Origin of the sequence: Brevibacillus sp. MCWH (assembly GCF_013096935.1) — a bacterium.
Classification (GTDB): Bacteria; Bacillota; Bacilli; order Brevibacillales; family Brevibacillaceae; genus Brevibacillus; species Brevibacillus aydinogluensis.
On sequence record NZ_SDLF01000017.1, the window covers coordinates 39,425 to 63,772 of the forward strand.

Below are 24,348 nucleotides of genomic sequence, written 5' to 3' on the forward strand. Positions count from 1 at the left end.
AAGAATTGATAGTGCGATTCCATTTCCTTCCTTTACTGTACCTACTATTTACCAAATGTCACCAACTTCACTTTTTAGAAAACGTTCGACATTTTAATACACTGATATAAAGACAAAAAGATTTTTATTGATCTGTTTTTATTTTCTGTTTATAATCTCTATAAAATAGTAATGTTTGGAAATGGAGTGTTATAGTTGGAAAGAAACCAACGACGAAGGAAAACCCTCGGAGATTTATTATCTCTTTACCGTAAACAAAGCGGGGTTTCTTTTTCGGAAGTGGAAGCACAAACTGGTGTGACCAAAGGGGCACTTTATAAGATTGAAAGCGGGGAAACGAAGCGGCCGGAATACAAAACAGTTAAGGCGTTAGCTGCTGTCCTGCCTCAGCCCTATGAAGAAATCATTGAATATTACGTGGAAGACGAACAACGGTCAGAGACGTTATATGAAATCCTGCAGGATGTCATTCAACGAGGCAGCAGCATTCCACTGTTGGAAAAAGTGGCCGTCAAGTTCCTGCAATCTCCCCAGACAGACACCTACACAGCATTGGAACGGCTGTATCACCTCGCTGACACCACCACCAATACCGAGCTCAGCCTGCCGCTTTTCAACACCATTGTCAAATACGCGAGAGAACACGGAATCCCGCAGTATATTGCCAAAGGGCTGCTCAAAAAATACCTGATTGAAAGGTATGATTTTAAGCGATTGGACGATTCGTTCCGAGTTGGCGAAGAAATTATGCATTACATTGACTTTTTAACCCGAGACGAACAGACGATTTATTATTTTAGGATGGCGCTACAAGCCTACACCATTCAAAAATACAAACGATGTATTGAATGTTGTGAAGCAGGCCTTGCGTTGAAAACGGCTGACACGGAACTGGCAGCCAGAGCGTATTTGGCCATGATCAACTCATATTCTCGTTTGGGGGAGTATGACGTTGTTGAATTACGCTTGCGTGTGTTTGAGAGGTTTGATTATGAATTTGTTACAGAAGCGGCCAAACTTACCCGTGCGATCGTAAAAGCACGCAAAAAGGAATATGATGTGGCTGTTCCCATGCTGAAAGAGTGTTTACGCGAGATTAGCCCGGATTCGCGCATTCATGTTGTGAATGAACTGATGGACATTTATCTGCAGACGAACAATCACCAAGAAATTGCCGAGCTGTTGAAAAAGGAAAAGGAAATCCTGCCGGAGAATCCGCAGACTCCCTATAAACATCGATCGATTGGAAAGTACTATCGCTACAAGGGGGCGTTTCAGATACAGACAGGCGCCCATGATGAAGGGATTGACAGTTATCTTAACAGTTTGTGCGCCTACGGAGAAGTGAGTGCCTACCAGGAAATAATCGAATGTATGACTGACATTCTGTCACAGTTCACTAAGTTGAAAAAATCAATTGATATACAATATGTGGAAAATATAAGGGGTTGTATGGTAAAATTTATAAAAAAAGGCAAAGGAGAGGTGTGTAATAATGAAAACATTGAAGACATTGACTGTATTAGCCCTGTTTATTGTTGTATTTATGAATGATCAGCCCATAAAAAAAGTAGAGAGGTCCAGCACTAATTTATTTTATCCGAGAAATATTCAGATGTATGATTATGATCCAGGATATTAACAAAAATATAGAATCTTATTGTAAGAGGGGAGCCACTTGCTCCCCTTTCTTGCTTCTCTAGTTGATTCCTACGCGGTCAGATCCCGCACCAGCGAAACCGCCATGTACGCAGCAACGCCCCAGATGAGAAAGGCGGAGGCGACGTTGAGGGCGCGCAGCAGCCGGCCGGACGAGTCAAGTCTGCCCGCCATCCGTCCGGCCAGCGCCAGTCCGAAAAACCACAGCCAGGAGACGAGAATGCAGGCGGCGGCGAATCCCCACTTCGCCGCGCCGGCATAGCCCAGCGAGCTGGTGCCGATGACGCCGATCGTGTCCAGGATCGCGTGCGGATTCAACAGCGACACCGATGCGGCGAACATCACCTGGCGTTTCGGCGGGAACTGCTCCGCCTCCTGCGTCTCGGCAGAGGGGCGGCTTCGCCAGGTGAGGATGCCCATGTAGATGAGAAAGCAGACGCCCCCGGCATAGAGGATGGTTTTCAGCCAGGCAAAGGTGAGCACCGCCAGCGACACGCCCAGCACGGCCAACAGGATCAGGAGCGTGTCGCAGACGGCTGCGGTCAGGATGACAGGCAGCGCCCGCCACAGCGTCGGCTGGGCCGCCCCCTGATTGAAGACAAAGACATTTTGCACGCCGAGCGGCAGGATTAATCCGAATGCGAGCACAAATCCGTGCAACGCGGCTTCCCACATGCGAAAAGCTCCTCCTTTTGCGGTGTATCTCATGGCTTCCACAGTAAGACAAATCGGGCCGTCTGTCTCCAGCCAATTGGTTTGGCAGCGACCCGACCAATTGGCTACAATAGGGGAAGCATGAAGACCGGAGGAGGGATCGCGATGGTGCCGACGATTGACTGGAAGCCGGACAGGGCGTCGGATGTGCCGATCTACGCCCAGATTGTCGCCTTCATCCGGGAAAAAATCGCCACCGGCGACTGGCCGGTCAAAAGCAGACTGCCGACGCAGCGGGCCCTGGCCGAGGCGTTTGGCGTCAACCGGAGCACGGTGGTGACGGCGCTGGACGAACTGAAGGCGGAAGGGCTGATCGAAGCGGTCGTGGGCAGCGGCACCGTGGTCAGCAACAACACCTGGTCGCTGCTGGCGTCCGCCCCGCCTCCCGATTGGCTGAGCTACGTCCAGGCGGGCGAACATCCGCCCAATCAGCCGACCATCCAGGCCATCAACCGGCATGAATACGATCCGCAGATCATTCGGCTGGGCACGGGGGAACTGTCGCCCGACCTGCTGCCGTCTGCCGGCATGGCGGAGATTATGGGACGATTGGGCGGACAGATTGCCCAGCTCGGCTATACGGAACCCAAAGGGCTGAAGTCACTGCGGCAGGCGATCAGCGCCCACCTGCGGACGCGCGGCATCGACGCTCCGCCGTCGTCCATTCTCGTCGTGTCCGGTGCACTGCAGGCGCTGCAGCTTATCTCGCTGGGTATTTTGCGCCAAGGCTCGGCCATATTGCTGGAGCGCCCTTCCTATCTGTACTCGCTGCCGGTGTTTCAGTCGTCGCGCATGCGGCTGACGGGCGTTCCGCTGGACGAGGAAGGGATTCGTCCGGATGCGCTGGCACGGCTGAAACAGGCCCACCAGGCCGCTCTGCTCTACACCATACCGTCCTTTCACAATCCGACCGGCATCCTGATGTCGGAGAGACGGCGGCAGCAGGTGCTGGCCGGCTGCGAACGGGAGCGGCTGCCCATCCTGGAGGATGACGTCTACGGCGAACTGTGGCTGGACGAGCCGGGGCCGCCTCCGCTGAAGGCGCTCGACCCCAACGGGCTGGTCCTGTATGTGGGCAGCCTGTCCAAATCGCTCAGCCCCGGGCTGCGGATTGGCTGGGTTGTCGGGCCGGAACCGGTTGTCGAACGGCTGGCCGACGTGAAAATGCAGACCGATTACGGAGCCAGCGCTCTGTCCCAGCTGGTGGCGGCGGAATGGCTGAGCAGCGGCCTGTACCAACGCCATCTGCAAACGGTGAGGGAGGCGCTTCGAGCGCGCAGGGCGTGCGCGTGCGAGTCGCTCAGGCGCTGGTTTGCCGATCTGGCGGAATGGCGATATCCGCAGGGCGGCTTTTACATCTGGCTGCGGCTGCGCCGGGCGGTGTCGATGCGGACTCTCTTTTCGCGGGCGCTGGCCGAGGGCATTCTGCTGAATCCGGGCTACATCTATGACGGCACGGACGACTGCCACCTGCGCCTCTCGTACGCATACGCCGATGAGCAGCAGATGGAGCGGGCGCTTCACCGCCTGTCCCGATTGATCAGAGAGATGATGTGACCGTCGGCAGAGCAGCGAGCGGGCCCCCTCACCCATCGGCTACGGACTTGTCTGCAAACAGAAGGGACATCCCTTGTCGGATGTCCCTTCAGACTGAAGACAAATTTCCCGGTTTGCAGCGATCGTCTATCAGTGATACGGAAACTGCGTGGAATATCCGCTGAATTGCTGATACGCCTGCTGCAGCTTTTGCTGGTCTTCCGCCTCCAGCTTGTACCATCCCTTTTGGAACATCAGATTAAACATCTCGCGGGCGCTGTGGTGCGTCTCCGTCAGGATGTGCAGCAGGTCGTCGTAGAGCTGCTGGTGGCTGGCTTCCCGTACGGCGACGTTCAGGCTGTCCGTCAGGTACTTGCATGTCGCCAGGCCGTCGTTCAAGAAGTCCCGGTCGTTCATCTGCGGCCCTTTTACCTTGGGAACACCCGTCTGCGGATTGGCAATCTGGTTTTGGTTTGGCATCTCATATCCCTCCTTTTACTGCATCTGCTGTTGTTGCTGCTGTTGCTGCTGTGCCTGTGTCTGGGGAATGGCAGCCATCGCCTGCGCGTTGTTTACCTGCAAGTGGCTAAGCAGTTTCTGGTAGTGGCGCTGATGCATCTGACCTGCTTTTTCCAGCGCCTGTTTCACCTGCGGGTCGGTTGCCTGTTGGGCGAAGAAGTGCAGCTTTTTAAACGCCAGCAGTTCCCAGGAAAGGGCGTCCTTCAAATAGCTGGCGTCTTTGGTCGAAATCACGCGGGGCGGTTGGGGCATCGGCGCCTGCGTTTGCTGAGGAGTGAACATCGTCGTTGACATGAGGCGATCTCCTTTCAGGTAAAATGGGATACACTCCATAGCTTGAGCAGCGGGAAGGCGGGTCATGACTTGTATTTGCAGGCAAAATGAAAGCCGGTTTGCCTCGTGTCAAATGCCAGTCGGCAAACCGGAGAAGCCGTTGCGTATGTGGGAGTACTTGGGAGGAAATCCATTAAACCAATTGCAAGCGCATAATCCGTATGTCAATGCTGACCGGGGCAAAATTGAGACAGTGGCTCGTTTCCTGATGTAGCGCCTCTTGAATCTCCCGGGCCAACGGGGGAATGGACGTCCCATACGGGAGCCGGACATCCAGGGATACCTGCAGACGGGGCACGTCTTCAAACGTGTAGGTCATGTTCTTCACCTGGCTGACGTACGGAAAGCGGCTGCACGTCACCTGGACGATCTTGCGCAGCACCTGCGGATGAATCAGGATGCGGCCGCCGGTAAACGGCGGGTGTACCACCGTCGTTTCCCCGATCACTTCCTTTTTGGCGGAAAAAATCTGTTGGGCGGAGGCGATCATCCGCTGCCAAAAGTCTTTTTCCACCTCGACGCGGGGAATCGGGATCACGTGCTTTCCCTGGGTCTCCCGAATGTACCGGGCCGCTTCGATCTCATGCGCTGGTTTGATCGCTTCGATCGGAATGTAGCGGACAGGGGTGGGCAGGTCCAGGGCTTCCCGTATCCGCTCGATCATTCGCTTCGAGGTGCCGATCACCAACAGGCGCTGAGGGCGGAGGGCGGCGAGAGCGCGGCGCACTTCCTCCGCGTGGTCGCGGTAGTGGAAAATGGCCCGCTTGACCGCCTGGATTTTCGTTTTTTCGTACTTGGCGGAGGTGCCGGCCACCTTGCGGCCCTGGTAAATCAGGATGCCGTCGTCAATGATGGCGCTGATGTCCATCTGGTGGGCCAGCTGCAGCGCACTCGTGCTTTTTCCCGTCCCGCTCGTACCGTAGAGGGCGTAAATCTCCATCGGCTCCTCCTCGTCCGTGTTTTTTCTTTAGTATACACGATCGGGCGCAGACGCAAAACGGATCACCGGTACTGGGCGCCAAGCTCGCGGGCCCGTTCAGCGGCGCGCAGCACCGCGGAGGTGACGGCGTGTTGAAAGCGGTACGAATCCAGGACTTCCAGACCGGCCTGGGTGGTGCCGCCCGGACTGGTTACTTTTTTCCGCAAAAGGGCGGGCTCATCGCTGGAGTGGAGCAGCATCTGCGCTGCTCCCAGCAGGGTCTGGACGGTGAGCTGCCGGGCCATTTCGCGGGACAGGCCGGCTTTCGCGCCCGCGCCTTCCATCGCTTCTGCCAGGTAGTACACGTAGGCCGGGCCGCTGCCGGAGAGGCCGGTGATGATGTCCAGCTCGTCTTCAGACACGATGTGGACGGAGCCGATCGCTTCAAACAGGGCAGTGGCGGCGCCAAGCTGCTGCTCACTCACGGCGTGGTTGGCGGAGAGGCCTGTGACGGACAGCCCGACGGCGGACGACGTGTTCGGCATCGTTCTGACGATCGGGCCATTGGTGCCCAGCCAGTCGCTGATGCAAGCCGTGGAAACGCCGGCGACGACGGAAATCACCAGTTGATCGGGACGGACGAGTCCGCGCAGGCTGCGGCACGCATCCGGAGCGTCTTTGGGCTTCATCGCCAGGATGAGAATATCGGATTGCTCCACCAGAGCGGCTTTGTCCTCACAGGCGTTCACCCCGAACGTCTCTGCCAGATGCCTGAGCCGCGCCTGGTCGCTGCGGTTGGCGACAAAAATCCGCTCCGGTGCAATGAGTTCGTTTTTCAATATGCCGGCCAGCATGGCCTCGACGATCGAACCGGCTCCGAGAAAGCCGAGCCGCGTATCGAAAGAGAGCGTTGAATGTTCACTCATGCTGCATTCTCCTTCCGTTAGCGAATCTGTCCGCTGCCGCGCACGACGTACTTGCTGGACGTAAGCGCGGGCAGGCCCATCGGACCGCGGGCGTGCAGCTTTTGCGTGCTGATGCCGATCTCCGCGCCAAAGCCGAATTCCCCGCCGTCCGTAAAGCGGGTGGACGCGTTGTGGTAGACGGCTGCCGCATCGACGGCGGCGAGAAACCGTTCCGCTCGCGCGGCGTCCTGCGCCACGATCGCTTCAGAGTGGCCGGTGCCGTGGCGGGAGATATGGTCCAGTGCGTCGTCCATGCTGTCTACCGTGCGCACGGCCAGGATCAAGCCGAGGTATTCCGCATCCCAGTCCGCCGGCGTGGCGGGTACGAGCCGGTCCGCCAGCTCCGGATGGAGCCGCCGCGTCTCCTCGCAGGCGCGCAGTTCGATGCCGGCCTCCATAAGACGGGCCAACAGGTCGCGCCGGTGCGCTTCAGGCCAGGCGCGGTGCAGGAGCAGGGTTTCGGCCGCGTTGCAGACGGCAGGGCGGCTCGTTTTGGCGTTGAGGGTGATCGTTTCCGCCATGGCGTACTCGGCGGTTCGGTCGATGTAGATGTGGCAGTTGCCCACGCCCGTCTCCAGCACCGGGACGGTGGAGGTGCGCAGCACACGGCTGATCAGCGAGGCGCCGCCGCGCGGAATGACGACGTCGATCAAGCCGTTGGCCGTGCACAAGAGATCGACCGATTCGTGTGCGTCATAGGGCAGGTACTGCACGGCCTCTGCCGGCAGCCCGCTGTCCGCCAGAGCGGCGCGGATGCTGTGCGTCAGGGCGAGGTTGCTTTCCCGGGCACTGCGGCTGCCGCGCAGGACGATCGCATTGCCCGTCTTGAGCGCAATCGCCGCGGCGTCCACGGTGACGTTTGGCCGGGCCTCGTAGACCATGCCGATCACGCCCAGCGGGACCCGCACCTGCTGAATCACCAGACCGTTTGGCCGGGTCCATTGGGCTGTCACTTCGCCCACCGGATCGTTCAGCGCGACCAGTTGGCCAAGCCCTTCGACCAGATCGCGCAGCCGATCCGGCGTCAGGCGCAGCCGGTCCAGATAGGCAGCCGGTTGACCGTCCGCTTCCGCACGGGCCATATCCCGCTCGTTGGCGGCGAGGATGGCTGCTTCGTCAGCCAGCAGACGTTCGCCGATTGCCTTTAGGGCGCGGTCCTTTTCCGGGCGGGACAGCAAGGCCAGGTGCCGCGACGCCTGTTTGGCCAGGCGGATCTGTTCGTACACGCGTTCCTTCAGGTTTTGCTCCATGTGTGGTTTTTTCTCAGTTTGGCTCTTCTCCACATTCCTCATCTCCTTTAACGCGAGGGAATCCCCCGCCTGCTTCACGTTCTCTCGCTGCCGCCGATTGCCGCAAAGCACGCTGCTTCCGTCCATTGGTCGCGGTGGATGACGATGCCTTTCGGCGGACTGGCGGCAGAGAGCTTTGCCCGCAGCTCGGCGGCGCTCCAGCGGCTGACGCCGCGACCGATCATTTGGCCGTCGCAGTACACCTCGATCACCTCGCCGGAGGCAAACGCGCCATCCACGTCCCGCACGCCGGCCAAAAGCAGGCTGCGCTGGTGTAGCAGCACAGCTTCGGCGGCGCCTTGGTCCACGCTGATCCGCCCGCGGACGGGGGAGTGAAGCGCGATCCACTGCTTGCGGGTCGGCAGCGCGTGGCCAGCGGGCGATTCGGGACGGAAGCCGACGTAGGTGCCGCTGCCGCTGCCATCCAGCACGTCAAGCAGGTCGGACGGCTGCGCCAGGCGGCCGATAAAGCTGGGAACGCCCAACTGCCGGGCAGTCTTGGCGGCAATCAGCTTGGAGCGCATCCCGCCTGTGCCCAATCGGGAGGCTCCGCCAGCCAGCGCCTCCACTTCGTCGGTGACGGCGGACAGATAGGGAATGCGGACCGCGTCCGCGTGGGTGCGCGGGTCCTTGTCGTACAGCCCGTCGGTATCCGTCAGGATCAGGTACAGGTCGGCGTGTACCAGACCGGCGACCAGCGCGCCCAGCATGTCGTTGTCGCCAAAGGTCAGCTCCGCCACGGAGACGGTGTCATTTTCGTTGATGATCGGCAGGACGTTTTTCTCCAGCAGCAGAGACAGCGTCTGAAAGGCGTGCTGATAGCGTTCGCGGTCGGAAAAGTCGCCCCGGGTCAAGAGGATTTGCGCCACGGTGCAGCCGTATGCGGCGAACAGTTCGGTGTAGGTTTGCATCAGGAGGCTTTGCCCGATGGCCGCAGCTGCCTGTTTGGCCGCCAGCGTGCGGGGACGCTGTTGGTACCCCAGCTTCCGAAAGCCGCTCGCCACCGCTCCCGAGGAGACGAGCACGACCTGATGGCCGGCGTCTCTAAGACGGCTGACGGCCGATACGAGCAGGGACATTTTCGCCGGATCGCACCCGCCGCCCGGCGCCGCCAGCGAACTGCTGCCCACTTTTACCACCAGCCGCATTTTTCCCTTCTTCATCGTGTAACCCTCCTCATTCCAGCAACAAAAAAGCAAAAAACCCTTTCATCCCACACATAAGGACGAAAGGGTATCTCTCTTCCGCGGTACCACCTTATTTAACGGTATGCAGGCGTAAAGCACGAGGCGTTGTCCTCGTGTTCAGCCGCCAAACCGTTCGGCTCTCTTTCTTTGATAACAGGTGAAAGAAACCTGTCCAGGTCATCCCTGGCCGCTCAGGGGTGGGTTCAAACCGGTTCATGGGCGAAATCTCTCAGCCGCTGAATCTCGCTCTCTGTACCTGAAGGGCGGTTTTACTGATCCCCGTCATCGCCATAGGCTATACACTTTTGTTCAATCGCGTTTGTTAATTCATAATTATTCGCGTGGGCCTGTGCAAATGTCAAGGGGGTTTGCGCACATATTTTTTTCGCATGTCCGGATTACGGCTGCCGCTCCCGACACCGTCTGACTCGTGATTGCGCTTATGTTTCCCGCGAAAAACAGCGCGCAAACACGGTGCGGCAAAACGATGTGAGCTGGTTGCGAGATAGGGGTTGTTTCCGTGGAGAAATTATGGCTATCATGGAATGAGGTTGAAAAACAGTTGAGGTGGAATAGGCATGTTCGGTTTTGGGAAAAAGGAAAAAAAGATGGACGGCATCGATGTATTGCTGATTAAGACGGAAGAATCGCAACTTCGCGACATCTACATGGTCGCGTTTCCCAGCATGTATGCCAATGACATTGTCAGCATGCTGCAAAAGCTGGAAAAATCGCCGCTGAACAATCGGGAATACCTGGGGGAACTGGGCGGATTCCGCATCATGATCCACCTGGAGGCCATGACCCGATATGAGGTGCTGGACGATGCGGACATGGAGGCGCATCCGCTGCAAATCAGCGACTTTGCCAACTTTCTGCTGCGCCGTCTGGAGACGCTGGAGGCAAACGGCCAGCTGCCTGAATCGGAAGACGTGGCGTTCTTCATGGGCGAGCTGACCATGCTTCGCGACGGCAGTTTTATCCCGCAGTAACACGCAAGCCGGCATTCTTGCCGGCTCTTTTCTCAGGCGCAGGAGAACCGCAGGGTGCAGGGGAGATACGAAACTCATTATCGGCTGGTTCGTATTACGTGTAAGTACGACGCACTTCCCGGCAAAAGGAGGACGACCATGATCGAACTCGTGGACGTGAGCAAGAGCTACGGCGGTACTGTCAAGGCGGTTGACCGCCTCACCCTGACCGTTCCCCGCGGGGAAATTTTCGGTTTTCTCGGGCCAAACGGGGCGGGCAAGACAACGACGATCAAGATGATTACCGGCATCGTCCGGCCGGACCAGGGAACCATCCGGGTGAACGGCCGAGATATCGGGACCGAACCGCTGGAGGCCAAGCGGCAGTTCGGTTATGTGCCGGACAGTCCCGACTTGTTTTTGCGCCTGAAAGGGCTGGAATACGTCACCTTTATGGCCGATATGTACGGAGTGCCGCAGGACGTGCGCAAGGAGCGGATCGCCCGGCTGGCCGAACGGTTTGACATGACCGACGCCCTCTCTGATCCGATTCAGAGTTATTCGCACGGCATGAGGCAAAAAATCGTAATCATGGGGGCCCTCGTCCACCATCCGGAAGTCTGGATTCTCGACGAACCGCTGACCGGGCTGGACCCAAAATCAGCGTTCACCCTGAAGGAAATGATGCGGGAACACGCTGACAGCGGCCGGACCGTGTTTTTCTCCACACACGTGCTGGAAGTGGCGGAGAAGCTGTGTGACCGCGTCGCCATCATCAACAAGGGCGAGATTCTGTTCTGCGGCACGTTCAAGGAGATGCAAGAGCACTTCCGCTCCAGCGAATCGCTGGAACGGCTGTTCCTGGAGCTGACGAAGCATGAATAGGACCTGGAAGTTGACCAAGGTGCTGATGAAAAACGGCAGCGGCCTTTTGAGCGGGAAGCGGGGGAATTGGTGGAAAAATGCGCTGATTATCCTGCTGTTGGCTGTCGCCTTTTTCCCGATGATATCCGGATACGTGATGGGGGTCATGGGCCTGTACGACGGACTGGCGGCGAGCGGGCAGCAGAGCGCGCTCTTGGGGATGGGGATGGCAATTGCCAGTATGGGCATCCTGATTTTCGCCCTTTTTTACGTTCTGACTGTATACTACTACTCGCAGGACGTGGAGCACCTGCTGCCCCTGCCGCTCAAGCCGTCCGACATTCTCGGGGCAAAGTTCCTCGTCACGCTGGTGTACGAGTATGTGCCGACCGCGTTTTTGCTGCTGCCGCTGCTGATAACGTACGGGGTGAAAAGTGGCGCCGGACCGCTCTACTACCTGTACGCGGCCGTCGTCTTTTTGACGCTGCCGGTCATCCCGCTGGTCATCGCCTCGCTGGTGGCCATGCTGTTCATGCGGGTGACCAGCGTGGGGAAAAGCAGGGACCGGCTCCGCCTGATCAGCGGCGTAATCGGGATCGCGGCCGTGATTGGCGTTCAAGTTGCCATCAATCGGAACAACGCAGGGGAACACAGCTTCGAGCAGTTGGCACAAATGCTGATCTCGGATAATAACGCCCTGCTTTCGCTGGTCACCCGACTGTTCCCGAACACCAGGCTGGGGGCGTTGGCGCTTGTCGAGTCGGGAGCTCTCGCCGGCCTATGGTACCTGCTCGCCTTTGTGCTGGTGTCGGCGGTGTTTGCCGCGGGCTTTGTCATGCTGGGAGACCGCTTGTACCTGAAGGGTGTCATGGGGATCTCCGAGACGGCGGCCAGGCGCAGGCGTGTCAGCGGGGATGAGTTTGACAAGCTGACCGGACGAAGGTCGCCTGTGCTGGCGTTCGCCAGCAAGGAATGGAAGGTGCTGCTGCGCACCCCTGCCTTTTTCCTCAACTGCGTCCTGTCCTGCTTCTTGTTTCCCTTGCTGGTGTTCATTCCCGTGCTCAGCCGCCCGGACGGGTTTGAAACAGTGGGCGAGTGGGGGCAGTTTCTCCAGAAAGACGCCTTTGCCGGAATTGGCGTGGCGGTCTTGTTTGTGCTCGCCATTTTCATGACGGTCATGAACAGCGTCTCCGCCACGGCCTTCTCGCGCGACGGGCAGTCCTTTTTCGTCAACAAGTACCTGCCTGTTTCTTACGTGCAGATCATCGCGGCCAAAGTGGTGCCGGGCACGATACTGGGCATCATCAGCATGCTGCTGCTGTGTGCCGTCCTCGGGCTGGTGTTTCATCCGCCGCTGCAATTTCTCGTGATCGCGTTGCTTGCCAGCCTGCCGGGCATCGTGTTCCTCAACCTGATCGGGATCATGATAGACCTCAGGATGCCCAAACTGGACTGGGATTCAGAGCAGAAGGCGGTCAAGCAGAACTGGAACACGCTGTTCTCGTTGGCGGCCGTGGTGGTCATCGCAGCGCCAACGCTGTACCTGGTGTTCCAGGTGACGCCGTCGCTGTACGGCATCAGCCTGTTGCTGTTTGGCTTGTTTGCCGTCCTCGACCTGGTGCTCTGGCGGGTGCTGGTGACCAAAGGACCAGAATGGATGGAGAAGATCAAGTCGTAAGAAAAAGTGCATGGCAAGGAGAAATGGGGCAAAGAAAGCCAAGCGGGCCCCATCACTCATGTGCCGCGGACTTTGTCTGCACGCTGAACCGGAGGAGTCATTCCTTCGGTTTTTTGCTTGGCCTGGTGCGGCACAGGGAGCGGAAAGACGCACGACACAGAGCTTAAAAACTGGATGATGTTTCCTGATTGCAGGATGATCGGACTATTGGGTCAGGCGGAGAGCTTGTGCATCCCATCCTAAATTTTTTAAGCTATCTTTACAAAGGTGGGAACTGTTGGTATTTTTTTCTCATAACTTAGCAGCGGTTGGGCGGTAAAACAGGCAGTTTTTCCCGGAAATCATCTGTACAAATCATACCATTCGACGCAAATTCACTTGGAGAGGAAAGGAGAAATCATGTTCAAGAGAAGTCTTTTGTGGGTACTCATGGTTTGCCTGTTGTTCCAGGTCGTCATCGTGCCCTGCGCAAACGCCGAAACCGCGTACGACGACGTCAAGGGGCACTGGGCCAGCGAGCAGATTCAGTTCTTGACCGAACGGGGCATATACAAGGGAAACGGCACGCGCCATTTTTACCCGGACAAGCCAATTACCCGCGGCGAGGCGCTGGTGCTGGCGAACCGCGTCTTTGAAGCCGTCTACGGACCGTTGGCTGCTCCCGAGCAGAAGGCTTACCTCGATTACAGGTATCCGCTCCGAAAGGAAATCGAAGCGATGACGGCCAACCTGCAGGTGCTGCTGGACGTCCAGACAGGCTTTGTCAACGAATACCGGCCGGGTGACAAGATTCTGTATTATCTCCATCTGGTTTCCCAGGGGCAGTTGATGAAAACACCGCAGAAAGAACTGGTCGACTGGTGGGTGCCGACCCAGTTCCTGCAGTATCCGCTTTCGCGGGAAGAAGCCAGCATGATCTTCTTTCACCTGCTCGCCCCGTACAAGTTGAGAACCATGAATGCAAAGTCGCAGGATGTCGCCTCGTTTTTCGCCGGGTACCAAGGATGGAAACAGCCAAGCTATTATCCTGATACTGCCTCGCCTTATGCGGGAGCGATTCGCGAATTCCATCTGTTCAACGAAACGCGCCTGTTTAACCCGTACAAAAACATGACACGCGCAGAGTTTGCAACCGTACTGAAGCGCCTGTACGATTTTTACACGGAAGACGCCGCCAAACAGTTCCGGGAATCGCAAAATCGGCAGCAAACAGCGGTGAACATGCTGCTAACCGCCGCCAACTATGCGCACCAAACCAAGAATGAGAAATGGCTGGACGCGTATCTGAGCAAGTCTGCGCAGGAGAGCATCGACAAAATCGGCGTGCCGCTGCATGACTATCGCGTGACGCTCACGCTGCGCAAGGATGACACCGACAAGAACAAGCTGTGGGTCACGGCAGCTTACGTAGACAGCAAAGTGGGCAAATACGAGCTGGAGTACCTGCTGGAACCGGATGACGGAAATCCGTTTGGCCGCAAGGTGATGTCGATCAACATCATCCATAAGTAACGGCATAAACGGCAGGGGCGGCTGCGTCTTTGCTGCCTGTACGTGGCCGCCTGCCCTGTCTTTGGCTGTTGCGGCGGGAAAACTTCCGGGAAGGGGAGAGAGCGAATAAGCAGCAAATGAAGATTGCAACCGCTCTCCTTTTCGTTTACAATAAAACTGAGCGATCATTCAGTCGCGTCTGAATCGCCAAACATCTCACAGGTGCGAGGGCTTATACGGTGGGGTGTTTTTTTACACCAGCAAAATGAATGAGCATTCATTCAAGGGGTGACATGTGCGGCGAAAAAAAGGAATACGTTTGAACAGGTAGAAATCCTTCGTGAAAAACTCTGCAAGTTCAGACTGTTTTGCCTTTTTCGCAGGACCCCATTTCTTTAGTGAGGAGGGTAATGGATGGAACGCAACATCTACAAAGCGGCCGTGCTCGGTTCCGGCGTGATGGGAGCAAGCATCGCCGCTCATCTGGCCAACGTCGGCATCCTCGTTTACCTGCTGGACATCGTGCCGCGAGAGTTGACAGAGGACGAGAGAAAGAAAGGACTGACGCTGGCTGATCCCGTCGTCCGCAACCGCATCGCCCAGTCCGGCAAGGACCGGCTGCTGAAAGAAAAGCCGGCTCCGCTCTACGACAAGGCGAACCTGGACCTGATCACTGTCGGCAACATGGAAGACCACCTGTCCTATCTCGGCGAGGCTGACTGGATCATCGAGGCGGTCGTGGAAAACCTCGACGTAAAGAAAAAGGTGTTTGAACTGGTCGAGGCGCACCGCAGGCCGGGCACCATCGTCTCCTCCAATACGTCGGGCGTTTCCATCAACGAGATATGCGCGGGACGTTCCGACGAGTTTCGCAAGCATTTCCTGGGCACGCACTTTTTTAATCCGCCCCGTTATCTGAAACTTCTTGAGATTATTCCCGGAAACGACACGGATCCGGCGATTGTCGACTACATGATGCACTTTGGCGAATTCGTGCTGGGCAAAGGAACGGTGCTCTGCAAGGACACCCCCAACTTCATCGCCAACCGCATCGGGACGTTCGGCCTGCAGGTCTCGATCCAGGAGATGATGCGGCTCGGACTGGGCATCGACGAGGTAGACGCGCTGACGGGTCCGGTGATCGGTCGTCCGAAAAGCGCCACCTTCCGCACGCTGGACGTGGTCGGGCTGGACACGTATGTGCACGTGGCCAACAACGTGAAAAACAAGACCGCGGATGACGCGGAAAAAGCGATCTTCGAAGTGCCGTCCCTGGTGCTGCAGTTGGTGGAAAAGGGCTGGCTCGGCCAAAAGGCAGGTCAGGGCTTCTTCAAGCAGGTAAAGACGGAGAATGGCAAAGAGATTCTCGTACTCGACTACAACACGCTGGAATACCGTCCGCGCGTCAAGGCGAAGTTTCCGTCGCTGGAGGCGGCCAAGACGGCGAAGACGCTGCCGGAAAAGCTGAAAGCGCTTGTGTACGGCAAGGACAAGGGGAGCGAGTTTCTCTGGAGCGTCTTCAAGAAGGTGCTGCTCTACTCGGCGGCCAAGGCGTACGAAATCGCCGACGACATCGTGGCTGTCGACCGGGCGATGAAATGGGGCTTCGGCTGGGAACTGGGACCATTTGAGACCTGGGACGCGATCGGTGTGGAAAAATCGGTGGCCCGCATGCGCGAAGAGGGCGAGACAATCCCGGCGCTGGTGGAGGAACTGCTGGCGAGCGGCAAGACCTCGTTCTATCAGAAACAGGACGGGCGTGTGGCTGTATTTGCCGTCGGCGGCCGCTACAAGGACGTCGAGGAAAAGAAAGAGCAGATCAACCTGGCGGCACTCAAGGAACAGGGCCGGCTGATCAGGAAAAACGCGGGTGCCGCGCTGGTGGACCTGGGCGACGGTGTGGCCTGCCTGGAGTTTACCTCTCCGCACAACGCGCTGGGCATGGATGTGCTGCAGATGGCGGCCTTCGCCGTGGAAGAGGTGCAGCGCAACTTCCTCGGACTGGTGATCGGCAATCAGGGCAAAAACTTCTGTGTCGGCATGAACCTGGCTCTGGCCTTGATGGAGGCACAGGACGAAAACTGGTTTGAACTGGACATGTTGGTCAGACAGTTTCACAAGGTGGGGAACGCGCTGCGCACCATGCACCGTCCGGTCGTAGCGGCGCCGTTCGGCATGACGCTCGGCGGCGGTGTGGAAGTCTGCTTCCTGGCCGACCGCGTGCAGGCGGCCGCCGAGACCTACATGGGGCTGGTGGAAGTGGGCGTAGGCCTCTTGCCCGGCGGCGGCGGCACCAAGGAGATGCTGTTCCGGGCGATGGAACAAGTACCGGAAGGCGGCACCGTGCCGGTTGATCCATTCCCGTTCGTGGCCCGTGCGTTCGAGACGATTGCCATGGCCAAAGTCTCTACCAGCGGGAAGGAAGCGATCAATCTGGGCTACCTGCGCCCGAGCGACCGGATCAGCATCAATCAGGATCACCTCCTCTACGACGCCAAGCAGCTCGTGTTGACGATGGTCAAGGAGGGGTATACACCGCAGCGGCCGCGCAAGATTCGCGTCATCGGCGAGTCGGGGTATGCCACCCTGCGGCAAAGCATCTATTCGATGAAAAAGAGCGGCTACATCAGCGATCACGACGAACTGATCGCCAGCAAGATCGCCTACGTCATGTCCGGCGGCAGCGTGCCGGCCGGCACCGAGGTGACGGAATCCTACATCCTGGAGCTGGAGCGGCAGGCGTTCCTCGAGCTGATCAAGACGCCCAAGACGCAGCAGCGCATGCAGCACATGCTGATGAAAAACAAGCCATTGCGTAACTAGGGAGGGGGAAAGACATGAGAGAAGCAGTGATCGTCGCCGGCGCCCGCACCGCGGTGGGAAAAGCGAAGCGAGGCAGCCTGAAGGACGTGCATCCCGTCGACATGGGGGCTGCGGTCGTGAGCGACCTGTTGCGCCGCGTCCCCGAGCTTAATCCGGCCGAGATCGAGGACGTGATCATGGGGACGGCCGTACCGGAAGCCGAGCAGGGGATGAACATGGCCCGCCTGATCGGCCTGCGCGCCGGATTGCCGACCAACGTTCCCGGCATTACCGTCAACCGCTTTTGCTCGTCCGGCCTGCAGACCATCGCCTACGCCGCCCAGCAGATTATCGCCGGCGGGGCTGACGTGATCGTGGCCGGCGGGGTGGAGAGCATGAGCCTGCTGCCGATGGCCGGCCACAAGGTGGCGCTCAATCCGACGCTGATGGAGACAATGCCGGAAGCGTACATGAGCATGGGGCACACAGCCGAGGAAGTGGCAAAGCGCTACGGCGTCAGCCGCGAAGACCAGGACGCGTTTGCGCTGCAAAGCCATCAGCGGGCTGCAGCCGCCATCGCCGCCGGCAAGTTCCGGGACGAGATTGTGCCGCTGACCGTCAAGCAGCACCGCGTGGACGATGACGGCAAGCTGCACGTCACGGAGCGCGTCTTTGACACGGACGAGGGCGTGCGGGCTGACACCTCGCTGGAAGCGCTGGCCAAGCTGAAGCCGGTGTTCCACGTGCAGGGCACGGTCACGGCAGGCAACTCTTCGCAGACGAGCGACGGCGCAGCCGCCGTACTGGTGATGTCGGCGGAAAAGGCGGACAGTCTGGGCGTTCGCCCGATCGCCAGATTCCGCTCGTTTACGGTGGGCGGCGTCGATCCCGACGTGATGGGGATCGGTCCGGTAGTCGCCATTCCAAAAGCGCTGAAAATGGCTGGATTGAGCCTGGCCGATGTGGACCTGTTTGAGCTGAACGAGGCGTTTGCCTCCCAGTCACTCGCCGTCATCCGCGAACTGGGCCTCGACCCGGCAAAAGTAAACGTCAACGGCGGTGCGATTGCCCTGGGCCATCCGCTGGGCTGCACCGGGGCGAAGCTGACCGTTTCCCTGTTGAATGAGTTGAAGCGGCGCGGCGGCAAGTACGGCGTCGTGACGATGTGCATTGGCGGCGGCATGGGGGCCGCCGGCGTGTTCGAAATGCTGTAGGCACGGAGAAACACCACATTTTATAAAAAGGGAGAGGGATTTGATGGCTGAAACGAAAGATCTGATTCGCGGCGGCAGCTTTCTGATCAATGCCGGTTCGCCGGACGACGTGTTTGTGCTGGAGGAAATCACCGACGAGCAAAAACTGATCGCGCAGACGACAGAGGATTTCATCAACAATGAAGTGCGTCCGCATATGGAAGAGCTGGAACAGCAAAACTTTGAGCTGTCCGTATCGCTGCTGAAAAAAGCGGGGGAACTGGGCCTCCTGGCTGCCGACGTGCCGGAGAAGTACGGCGGTGTCAGCCTGGATAAGATCAGTTCCGCTCTGATCGGCGAAAAATTTGCGCTGGGGCGCGGGTTTGCGATTACGTTTGGGGCGCACGTCGGCATTGGTTCCCTGCCGATCGTGTACTTCGGCACGGAAGAACAAAAGCAGCGCTACTTGCCCGATCTCGCCACCGGAAAGCGGATTGCCGCGTACTGCCTGACGGAACCGGGCTCCGGTTCGGACGCGCTCGGCGCCAAAACGACGGCCAAATTGTCCGAAGACGGCACGCATTACGTGTTGAACGGGACCAAGCAGTTCATCACAAACGCCGGTTTTGCCGATATCTTCATCGTTTATGCGAAAATTGACGGGGAACACTTCTCCGCGTTCATCGTGGAGCGCGACTTCCCGGGGGTATCGGTCGGCGCCGAAGAGAAGAAAATGGGCATCAAGTGCTCCTCGACCCGTCCGCTCATTCTCGAAGACGCCCGCGTGCCGGTGGAAAACCTGCTGGGCGAGCCGGGAAGAGGGCATGTGATCGCGTTCAACATCTTGAACGTCGGTCGCTACAAACTGGCTGTCGGCGCGGTTGGCTCGGCGAAACACGCCCTGCATCTGGCGACCACCTACGCCAAGGAGCGCAAACAGTTCAAAACGCCGATCGCCAACTTCTCCATCATCAAGAACAAATTGGGCACCATGGCGGCAAAAATCTACGCCGCGGAATCCTTGGTGTACCGCACGGTCGGCCTGTTCGATGCCGCCCTCTCCGCTCTTGGCGAAAAGGCGGAGGACGGCCGTGAAGTGGCCAAGGCCATCGCCGAATACGCGATCGAATGCTCCATCAACAAGGTATTTGCTTCGGAAGTGCTGGATTACTGCGTGGACGAAGGCGTACAGATCCACGGCGGATACGGCTATATCCAGGAATACGAGATCGAGGGCATGTACCGCGATTCGCGCATCAACCGGATTTTTGAAGGTACGAACGAAATCAACCGCCTGCTGATCCCCGACATGCTGGTGAAAAAGGCGATGAAAGGGGAACTGCCGCTGATGCAGGCAGCCGCCGGCCTGCAGGAAGAGCTGATGAGCTACTATCCGGAAGAAATCGAGGAAGCGCCGCTGGCGGCAGAAAAACACCTGATCGAGATGACCCGCAAGATCATCCTGATGGTGGCCGGTTCCGCGCTGATGAAGTACCAGCAGGCGATTGCCAAGGAGCAGGAACTCCTGGCGCTGGCCGCCGACATGCTGATCGAGCTGTACGCGATGGACAGCGTCGTGAAGCGGACGGAAAAGGCAATCGAGAAAAACGGCGTGGAAAACGAGCGGCAAAAGCTGGATCTCGCCACCCTGTATGTACACGAAGCGTTTGACCGGATCGAGGGCTGGGCAAAAGAGGCGCTGGCGGCGATGGAAGAGGGCGACGAACTGCGCATGCGCCTGTCCATCCTGAAAAAGCTGACCCGCCGGACGCCGATCAACACCGTCCACCTGAAACGGGCCATCGCCGACCGCGTTATCGAAGCGGACGGATACGTGCTGTAACGGGTGAAATGAACAGAAGCCGAGGGGATGTCCCTCGGCTTCGTTTTTTTTCGTTTTCGGATTAGTAGATGGCTTCCCAGCCGGCCGGAGTGACGAACAGGCGGATCGCCTTGATCTTGCGGTCGTCCATCAGCGTGAAGTAGTGGCGGGAGTAGGACGGGACGGAGATCAGGTCGCCCGGCTCCATTTCCACGTCAAAGTAGCGGCCGTCCTTGCCTTTGATCGCAAAGATGCCGTGGCCGTCCACGCAGAAGCGGCACTCGTCGTCGGTGTGATGATGTTCTGCTTTAAATTTGACCAGCAGTTCATCAAGGTTGGGCGTCTGATCGGACAGGACGACGATGTCGGCCGTGAGATAGCCGCGCCGCTTGCTGATGTCCTCGATTTCCGGGCGGAACGCGTCGAGAATCTGCTGCTTTTCCTCGTCGGTCAGGTTGTAGTTGTCGCGCAGATTGGCATCCAGGCGGTCTACTCCCCAGTGCTCATAGATGATTTCTTGGGATTGCAGGAATTTAGAAACTTCCTCCGGTGCCGTAATGTACTCGTTGTTGTCGTGAAACCGTACTTTTGCCATGATGCAATACCTCCTTTAATGATTTTCAATTTATTGAGGGTGTGTGAGGGACACGGCGGTCTGGCGAAGCTGCAGCCAGCGCACGTGGTACTCAAACAGGAACTCAAACGACTCCAGGTGGCGCTTCGCCTCGAAGTCGTTGGCACCCCAGGCGTAGATGCCGTGGTTGCGGATCAGCACGCCGGGGACATCAGGTGTGATCACTTTTTCGATCGCGGCCGCCAGTGTCGGAATGTGGGCAAAATTCTCGACAATCGGAATGGTAATGCGCGCGTTTTCTTCCCAGATGCCCAGTCCCTTGATCAGCTCCTGCCCCTGAATGGAAAAGGCGCGCTGCCCGAAGTAGAGTTCGGACACGAGGTTGTTCCACACGGTGTGCACGTGGAAGCAGGCGCCCGCCTGCGGAATGCGCTTGTAGACCACGGCGTGGATCAGCGTTTCCGCCGAGGGCTTGAGCGTCGTCGGTTCGACCGGGCGGGACTCCCCGTCGACCACCAGGTAGTCTTCCGGGGAGAGCTTGGTCTTGTCTTTTCCACTGGCCGTCACGGCAAACTGCAGCGGGTCATCAGAGAGCTTGATCGAAAGATTGCCGCTGGTGCCGGGAAACCAATCGCGGCGGGCAAACGTCAGCTTCGCTTCGTCCAGCCGGCGAAACGCGTCTGCGCGTTGTTCCAGAGTCACTGTCATGGTGAGCCGACCTCCTGTTTGGTACGTAAATCTTTTACAATGTCGATGACGTCGTGGAAGGTGGCAAACGTCCGATGCGCAAGGCCCAGTTCCGCACATTTTTGCGCCAGCAGCGAACGGGCGATGACGAAATCGGCAATCTTGGCGCCCGCCAGATCGGTGACGGAATCGCCGATGACCACGCGGAAGTGGCGGTCCGGGTCGTATCTCCGGATGATCGACGTCTTGCACATGCCGCAGTCGTTGTCACAGTGTTCGTCGCAGCGGTGCGGCCACGTGATGGTGATGTGCTCGCCGCTGAAATCGCTGCCGTTGCAGTAGATGGGCACGTTCAGCTCAAACGGGGCGAGGATCGGCTCCACGAAAAAGTCGATGCCGCCGCTGGTGATCAACAGTTCGATGCCTTCGTCCCGGCAAAAGCGGACAAATTCGGCAAAGCCGGGACGGATCACCGCATCCTCGACGATGAAGTCGACAATCTCCTGCTTAAGCGAGGAAGGGAGGAGCTGAAACAGCCTGCCCACGCCTTCGCGTATGCTCACCTGCTGGGAGAGGATTTGTTCCGTCAGCGCCTCCCACTGCGGGGGAGCAAAGCGGCGCATGATGGCGACGATGTTGTCCTTTTCCGTAATGGTGCCGTCAAAGTCGCAGAACAGCACGAGCGATTTGCTCATCGTCCGCCCCCCCATTTCTCCAGGGCTGCCGCCAGCTCCGGCGACTCGGCTGCCGCGTCGGCAAGCGAACGTCCAGCGACGACCGCGTCAATCGCGGCGACAAACGCGCGTCCGCCTGCGGTCGCCCCGCCGGGATGGCCGTGGATGCCGCCGCCCGCATTGACCACCTGATCCTGTCCAAAATCTTCGTACAGTTGGGGCACCAGGCCGGGATGAATGCCTGCAGACGGGACCGGGAAGGCGCGCCGCAAGCCGTTCAGGGGAGCGGTCAGATGCTCGGCCAGCTGCAGGGCTTCCGTCTTGTCCAGAGCCACGCTGCCGTATGGCGACGGGAAGAGCACCAGGTCGGCGCCGGCGATCCGCATCAGTTTGCCCAAGAGCAGCGGCGTGGCGATGCCGTAGTCGGGCGACGGGTAGAATGCGCCTGCCAGTGCCGGATGGGCCATGATCGGCACGTGGACGTCCGGGTCGGCACTCAGGCGGTGCAGGGCGTCAAAGCCGAACGCCAGCACGTTGAACAGCAGGCAGTCCGCGCCAGCCTCCACGGCCCGCTTGGCCCGCTCGTTCAACTCGTGCACCGGACCGGTCAGATTGGCAGCGTAGAGGACAGGTTTGCCGGTCTGTGCTTCCGTTTCCGCGGCAATCTGTTTAAACGCCTTGATCCGTTCCAGAAACGGGGCGCGGTCATCGGCGAAAAAGATTTCATCGTCCTTGACCAAGTCCACGCCGCCCAGCGCCTGCGCGCGGAACTGGGCTTTCAGATCGTCAAACGGCATACCCAGGCAGGACTTGAAAATGCTCATCAGCAGCGGGCGGTCATGCACGCCGAGCCGTTTGCGCAGGCCATCGATGCCGAAACGGGGACCGGGAAAGCCGTTGAGAAACGCTTCCGGGAACTGCACGTCGATCAGCTTGATCTTGCCGTCCATGGAGAGCTTGCCGAAGATGCCGGTCAGCAGCGACGGGATGTCGGCGGTAAAGTTGCGCACCGGGTAGCTGACGGTGATCAGACCGCGCGTTTCCCCGTTTTCCAGCGTCTCCAGCGGTTGAGCGTCCACCGCTTCGCCCAGGTACGGTTTCAGTTCCGCCTGTTTGGCGGCGGGCAGGTCAGTCCAGGTGCCGACGGTCATCCCGACGGCGATCCCCTCTGCTTTTTTGCGCAGGTCTTTCGCTTGTGTCAGATAGGTGACGAGGATGCGTTGTTCGTTCATGGATGGGATGATCCTCCTTGTGCTGTGCCCTCCCGGCTTGCGGGCGGGATTGCCGCCGTGCTGTGGACGAGCCGGACAGGGCCGCTGTGTTCCAACAAAAAACCTCCCCATGGAGGAGGGGAGGCGGTTGTCGTTCAGTCAGCGTCTCCTCTCATCTTTCGGAAAACATTTCCGCAGGATTTAGCACCGTTACGCCCCCAGACGGGAAAGCGCCGGTTGCCGGGCATCATAGGGCCAGTCCCTCAGCCAGCTCGTGATAAGAGTGTGAATCGTCTGCTATGCGGTTTTGCTTGGCAGTTACCCCCATGATATGACGTTCCTTGCAGGGAGTCAACCCTTGATCGGTGGAAATGTGCAGGCTGTTGTCACGCTGCAGGGAGCCGGGCCTGGCGTTGTCCGGCCGGTAGTAAATCCGGCCCTGGCGCCGATTCAGTGCTGGATGTGTACGTTATGGAGAAGGAGCCACAGTTCAGATGTTTCGTCCACCACCCACCAGAAAAAGGCATCGCGTGCAAAGGCGCATCGGTGTGCAGGCGGAGCGGCGGCCAGATAGGCGCGTATGTCGTCCAGCGGTATGTGATCCCTGCTGGTGTCGGCAAAGGGAAACACGTAGTCAGCAGCAGGCTTTCCGTCCGGTCCGTCAATTGGCACGACCCCCAGCCCGTCGATGGTCGGAATCCAGCCAGCGGATCGGCGCTGGCTCTCCAGGTCGTTCAGATACCGCATGACGTCGGGAATCGGTTCGAGGCCCAGGTCTGTCTGCATGTGATGCAAAACGGTCTGGCGGCACGTAACGAAGTTTCGTAACTGCGGGTCTGTTGCCTCTTCATGCCTGCTTTCTGCGAGATCGGCCCAATACCGCTCCCATTGCCGGGGTGTGCGGACGGACACCAGACTGCCAAGTTCGCCGGCGGATCCGATCGTCACCACCAGGCGGAAAAAGTCTTCCAGATTACGTGCGATAATGCGCAAAGGTGGGTCGTCCGTCGGGCTGACACAAACAATCGAGGCCTCTTCCAGATCTGTGATGCGGCCGAAATCGGTCAAAAAGCCGTAATGAATGCCGTCGCAGCCGGTCTCGGCAAAGACGTGCAGGTCGGGCGGCGTAATCGTGTAGCGGAAGGAATTGTCTGCAAACCGGAAATGGATATACTCCAGCGGTCTGTCCAGTCCTTCCCGTATCAGTTTCTGCTCCAATGCCCGCATGTGCTCCAGCAGGTCGATGCCATACCCCATCAA

General features: G+C 58.5%; 21 protein-coding genes and 1 riboswitch. Of the genes, 9 read left to right on the top strand and 12 right to left on the bottom strand.

The features are described 5' to 3' along the window. Positions 1 to 195 precede the first annotated feature (195 nt). Positions 196 to 1,554: a helix-turn-helix domain-containing protein gene (locus tag ETC00_RS14620; RefSeq protein ID WP_171566815.1), complete on the top strand. Its 1,359-nt coding sequence runs from the start codon at positions 196 to 198 to the stop codon at positions 1,552 to 1,554. 156 nt (positions 1,555 to 1,710) lie between these two features. Here the strand turns inward: ETC00_RS14620 and ETC00_RS14625 are convergent, their stop codons facing one another. Next, entirely contained in the window at positions 1,711 to 2,334 is a 624-nt protein-coding gene (locus tag ETC00_RS14625) for a LysE/ArgO family amino acid transporter (protein ID WP_171566816.1), read from the bottom strand. A gap of 147 nt (positions 2,335 to 2,481) precedes the next feature. Here ETC00_RS14625 and pdxR point away from each other — a divergent pair, with 147 nt between their 5' ends. Further along, a complete protein-coding gene (pdxR, locus tag ETC00_RS14630) occupies positions 2,482 to 3,930 on the top strand; it encodes a MocR-like pyridoxine biosynthesis transcription factor PdxR (RefSeq protein ID WP_171566848.1) in 1,449 nt (482 codons plus the stop codon). A 129-nt stretch (positions 3,931 to 4,059) separates the two neighbouring features. Here the strand turns inward: pdxR and ETC00_RS14635 are convergent, their stop codons facing one another. From ETC00_RS14635 to proB, 6 genes are all read right to left on the bottom strand, one after another. Further along, entirely contained in the window at positions 4,060 to 4,389 is a 330-nt protein-coding gene (locus ETC00_RS14635; protein ID WP_171566817.1) for a spore coat protein, read from the bottom strand. Between the two features lie 15 nt (positions 4,390 to 4,404). Then, positions 4,405 to 4,722 (bottom strand): ferritin-like domain-containing protein, encoded by a 318-nt coding sequence (locus ETC00_RS14640; protein ID WP_171566818.1) that lies wholly within the window; start codon positions 4,720 to 4,722, stop codon positions 4,405 to 4,407. 172 nt (positions 4,723 to 4,894) lie between these two features. After that, a complete protein-coding gene (locus tag ETC00_RS14645; RefSeq protein ID WP_171566819.1) occupies positions 4,895 to 5,701 on the bottom strand; it encodes an isopentenyl transferase family protein in 807 nt (268 codons plus the stop codon). A 62-nt stretch (positions 5,702 to 5,763) separates the two neighbouring features. Further along, entirely contained in the window at positions 5,764 to 6,606 is an 843-nt protein-coding gene (proC, locus tag ETC00_RS14650; protein WP_171566820.1) for a pyrroline-5-carboxylate reductase, read from the bottom strand. A gap of 17 nt (positions 6,607 to 6,623) precedes the next feature. Next, a complete protein-coding gene (locus ETC00_RS14655) occupies positions 6,624 to 7,928 on the bottom strand; it encodes a glutamate-5-semialdehyde dehydrogenase (RefSeq protein WP_371808909.1) in 1,305 nt (434 codons plus the stop codon). A 41-nt stretch (positions 7,929 to 7,969) separates the two neighbouring features. Beyond that, positions 7,970 to 9,097: a glutamate 5-kinase gene (gene proB / locus ETC00_RS14660; RefSeq protein WP_171566821.1), complete on the bottom strand. Its 1,128-nt coding sequence runs from the start codon at positions 9,095 to 9,097 to the stop codon at positions 7,970 to 7,972. A gap of 602 nt (positions 9,098 to 9,699) precedes the next feature. Here proB and ETC00_RS14665 point away from each other — a divergent pair. The 7 genes from ETC00_RS14665 (at position 9,700) to ETC00_RS14695 (ending at position 19,963) form a co-directional block, all read left to right on the top strand. Continuing rightward, positions 9,700 to 10,113: a hypothetical protein gene (locus ETC00_RS14665; RefSeq protein WP_171566822.1), complete on the top strand. Its 414-nt coding sequence runs from the start codon at positions 9,700 to 9,702 to the stop codon at positions 10,111 to 10,113. A gap of 138 nt (positions 10,114 to 10,251) precedes the next feature. Then, positions 10,252 to 10,977: an ABC transporter ATP-binding protein gene (locus ETC00_RS14670; RefSeq protein WP_171566823.1), complete on the top strand. Its 726-nt coding sequence runs from the start codon at positions 10,252 to 10,254 to the stop codon at positions 10,975 to 10,977. Beyond that, the gene (locus tag ETC00_RS14675; RefSeq protein ID WP_171566824.1) at positions 10,970 to 12,634 is read left to right on the top strand and encodes a putative ABC transporter permease subunit; all 1,665 of its coding nucleotides are present in this window, start codon (positions 10,970 to 10,972) and stop codon (positions 12,632 to 12,634) included. The genes ETC00_RS14670 and ETC00_RS14675 overlap by 8 nt, the downstream gene beginning before the upstream one ends. A gap of 399 nt (positions 12,635 to 13,033) precedes the next feature. Further along, a complete protein-coding gene (locus ETC00_RS14680; protein WP_171566825.1) occupies positions 13,034 to 14,146 on the top strand; it encodes an S-layer homology domain-containing protein in 1,113 nt (370 codons plus the stop codon). 393 nt (positions 14,147 to 14,539) lie between these two features. After that, complete coding sequence (locus ETC00_RS14685; protein ID WP_171566826.1) at positions 14,540 to 16,948, top strand: 3-hydroxyacyl-CoA dehydrogenase/enoyl-CoA hydratase family protein; 2,409 nt, start codon at positions 14,540 to 14,542, stop codon at positions 16,946 to 16,948. A 14-nt stretch (positions 16,949 to 16,962) separates the two neighbouring features. Next, positions 16,963 to 18,141, top strand: coding sequence for an acetyl-CoA C-acetyltransferase (locus tag ETC00_RS14690; RefSeq protein WP_171566827.1), 1,179 nt, complete (start codon positions 16,963 to 16,965; stop codon positions 18,139 to 18,141). A 43-nt stretch (positions 18,142 to 18,184) separates the two neighbouring features. Next, complete coding sequence (locus ETC00_RS14695; RefSeq protein ID WP_171566828.1) at positions 18,185 to 19,963, top strand: acyl-CoA dehydrogenase family protein; 1,779 nt, start codon at positions 18,185 to 18,187, stop codon at positions 19,961 to 19,963. A 61-nt stretch (positions 19,964 to 20,024) separates the two neighbouring features. On the opposite strand, the gene ETC00_RS14700 is transcribed toward ETC00_RS14695, so the two are convergent. The 5 genes from ETC00_RS14700 to ETC00_RS14720 form a co-directional block, all read right to left on the bottom strand. Next, the gene (locus ETC00_RS14700; RefSeq protein ID WP_171566829.1) at positions 20,025 to 20,537 is read right to left on the bottom strand and encodes a 1,2-dihydroxy-3-keto-5-methylthiopentene dioxygenase; all 513 of its coding nucleotides are present in this window, start codon (positions 20,535 to 20,537) and stop codon (positions 20,025 to 20,027) included. Between the two features lie 30 nt (positions 20,538 to 20,567). Then, positions 20,568 to 21,224: a methylthioribulose 1-phosphate dehydratase gene (locus ETC00_RS14705; RefSeq protein WP_171566830.1), complete on the bottom strand. Its 657-nt coding sequence runs from the start codon at positions 21,222 to 21,224 to the stop codon at positions 20,568 to 20,570. After that, positions 21,221 to 21,898, bottom strand: coding sequence for a 2-hydroxy-3-keto-5-methylthiopentenyl-1-phosphate phosphatase (locus ETC00_RS14710; protein ID WP_171566831.1), 678 nt, complete (start codon positions 21,896 to 21,898; stop codon positions 21,221 to 21,223). The genes ETC00_RS14705 and ETC00_RS14710 overlap by 4 nt, the downstream gene beginning before the upstream one ends. Beyond that, complete coding sequence (locus ETC00_RS14715) at positions 21,895 to 23,109, bottom strand: 2,3-diketo-5-methylthiopentyl-1-phosphate enolase (RefSeq protein WP_171566832.1); 1,215 nt, start codon at positions 23,107 to 23,109, stop codon at positions 21,895 to 21,897. The genes ETC00_RS14710 and ETC00_RS14715 overlap by 4 nt, the downstream gene beginning before the upstream one ends. Positions 23,110 to 23,257: 148 nt before the next feature. After that, positions 23,258 to 23,372: riboswitch (SAM riboswitch) on the bottom strand. A 166-nt stretch (positions 23,373 to 23,538) separates the two neighbouring features. After that, a complete protein-coding gene (locus ETC00_RS14720) occupies positions 23,539 to 24,345 on the bottom strand; it encodes a hypothetical protein (RefSeq protein ID WP_171566833.1) in 807 nt (268 codons plus the stop codon). Positions 24,346 to 24,348: the final 3 nt, after the last annotated feature.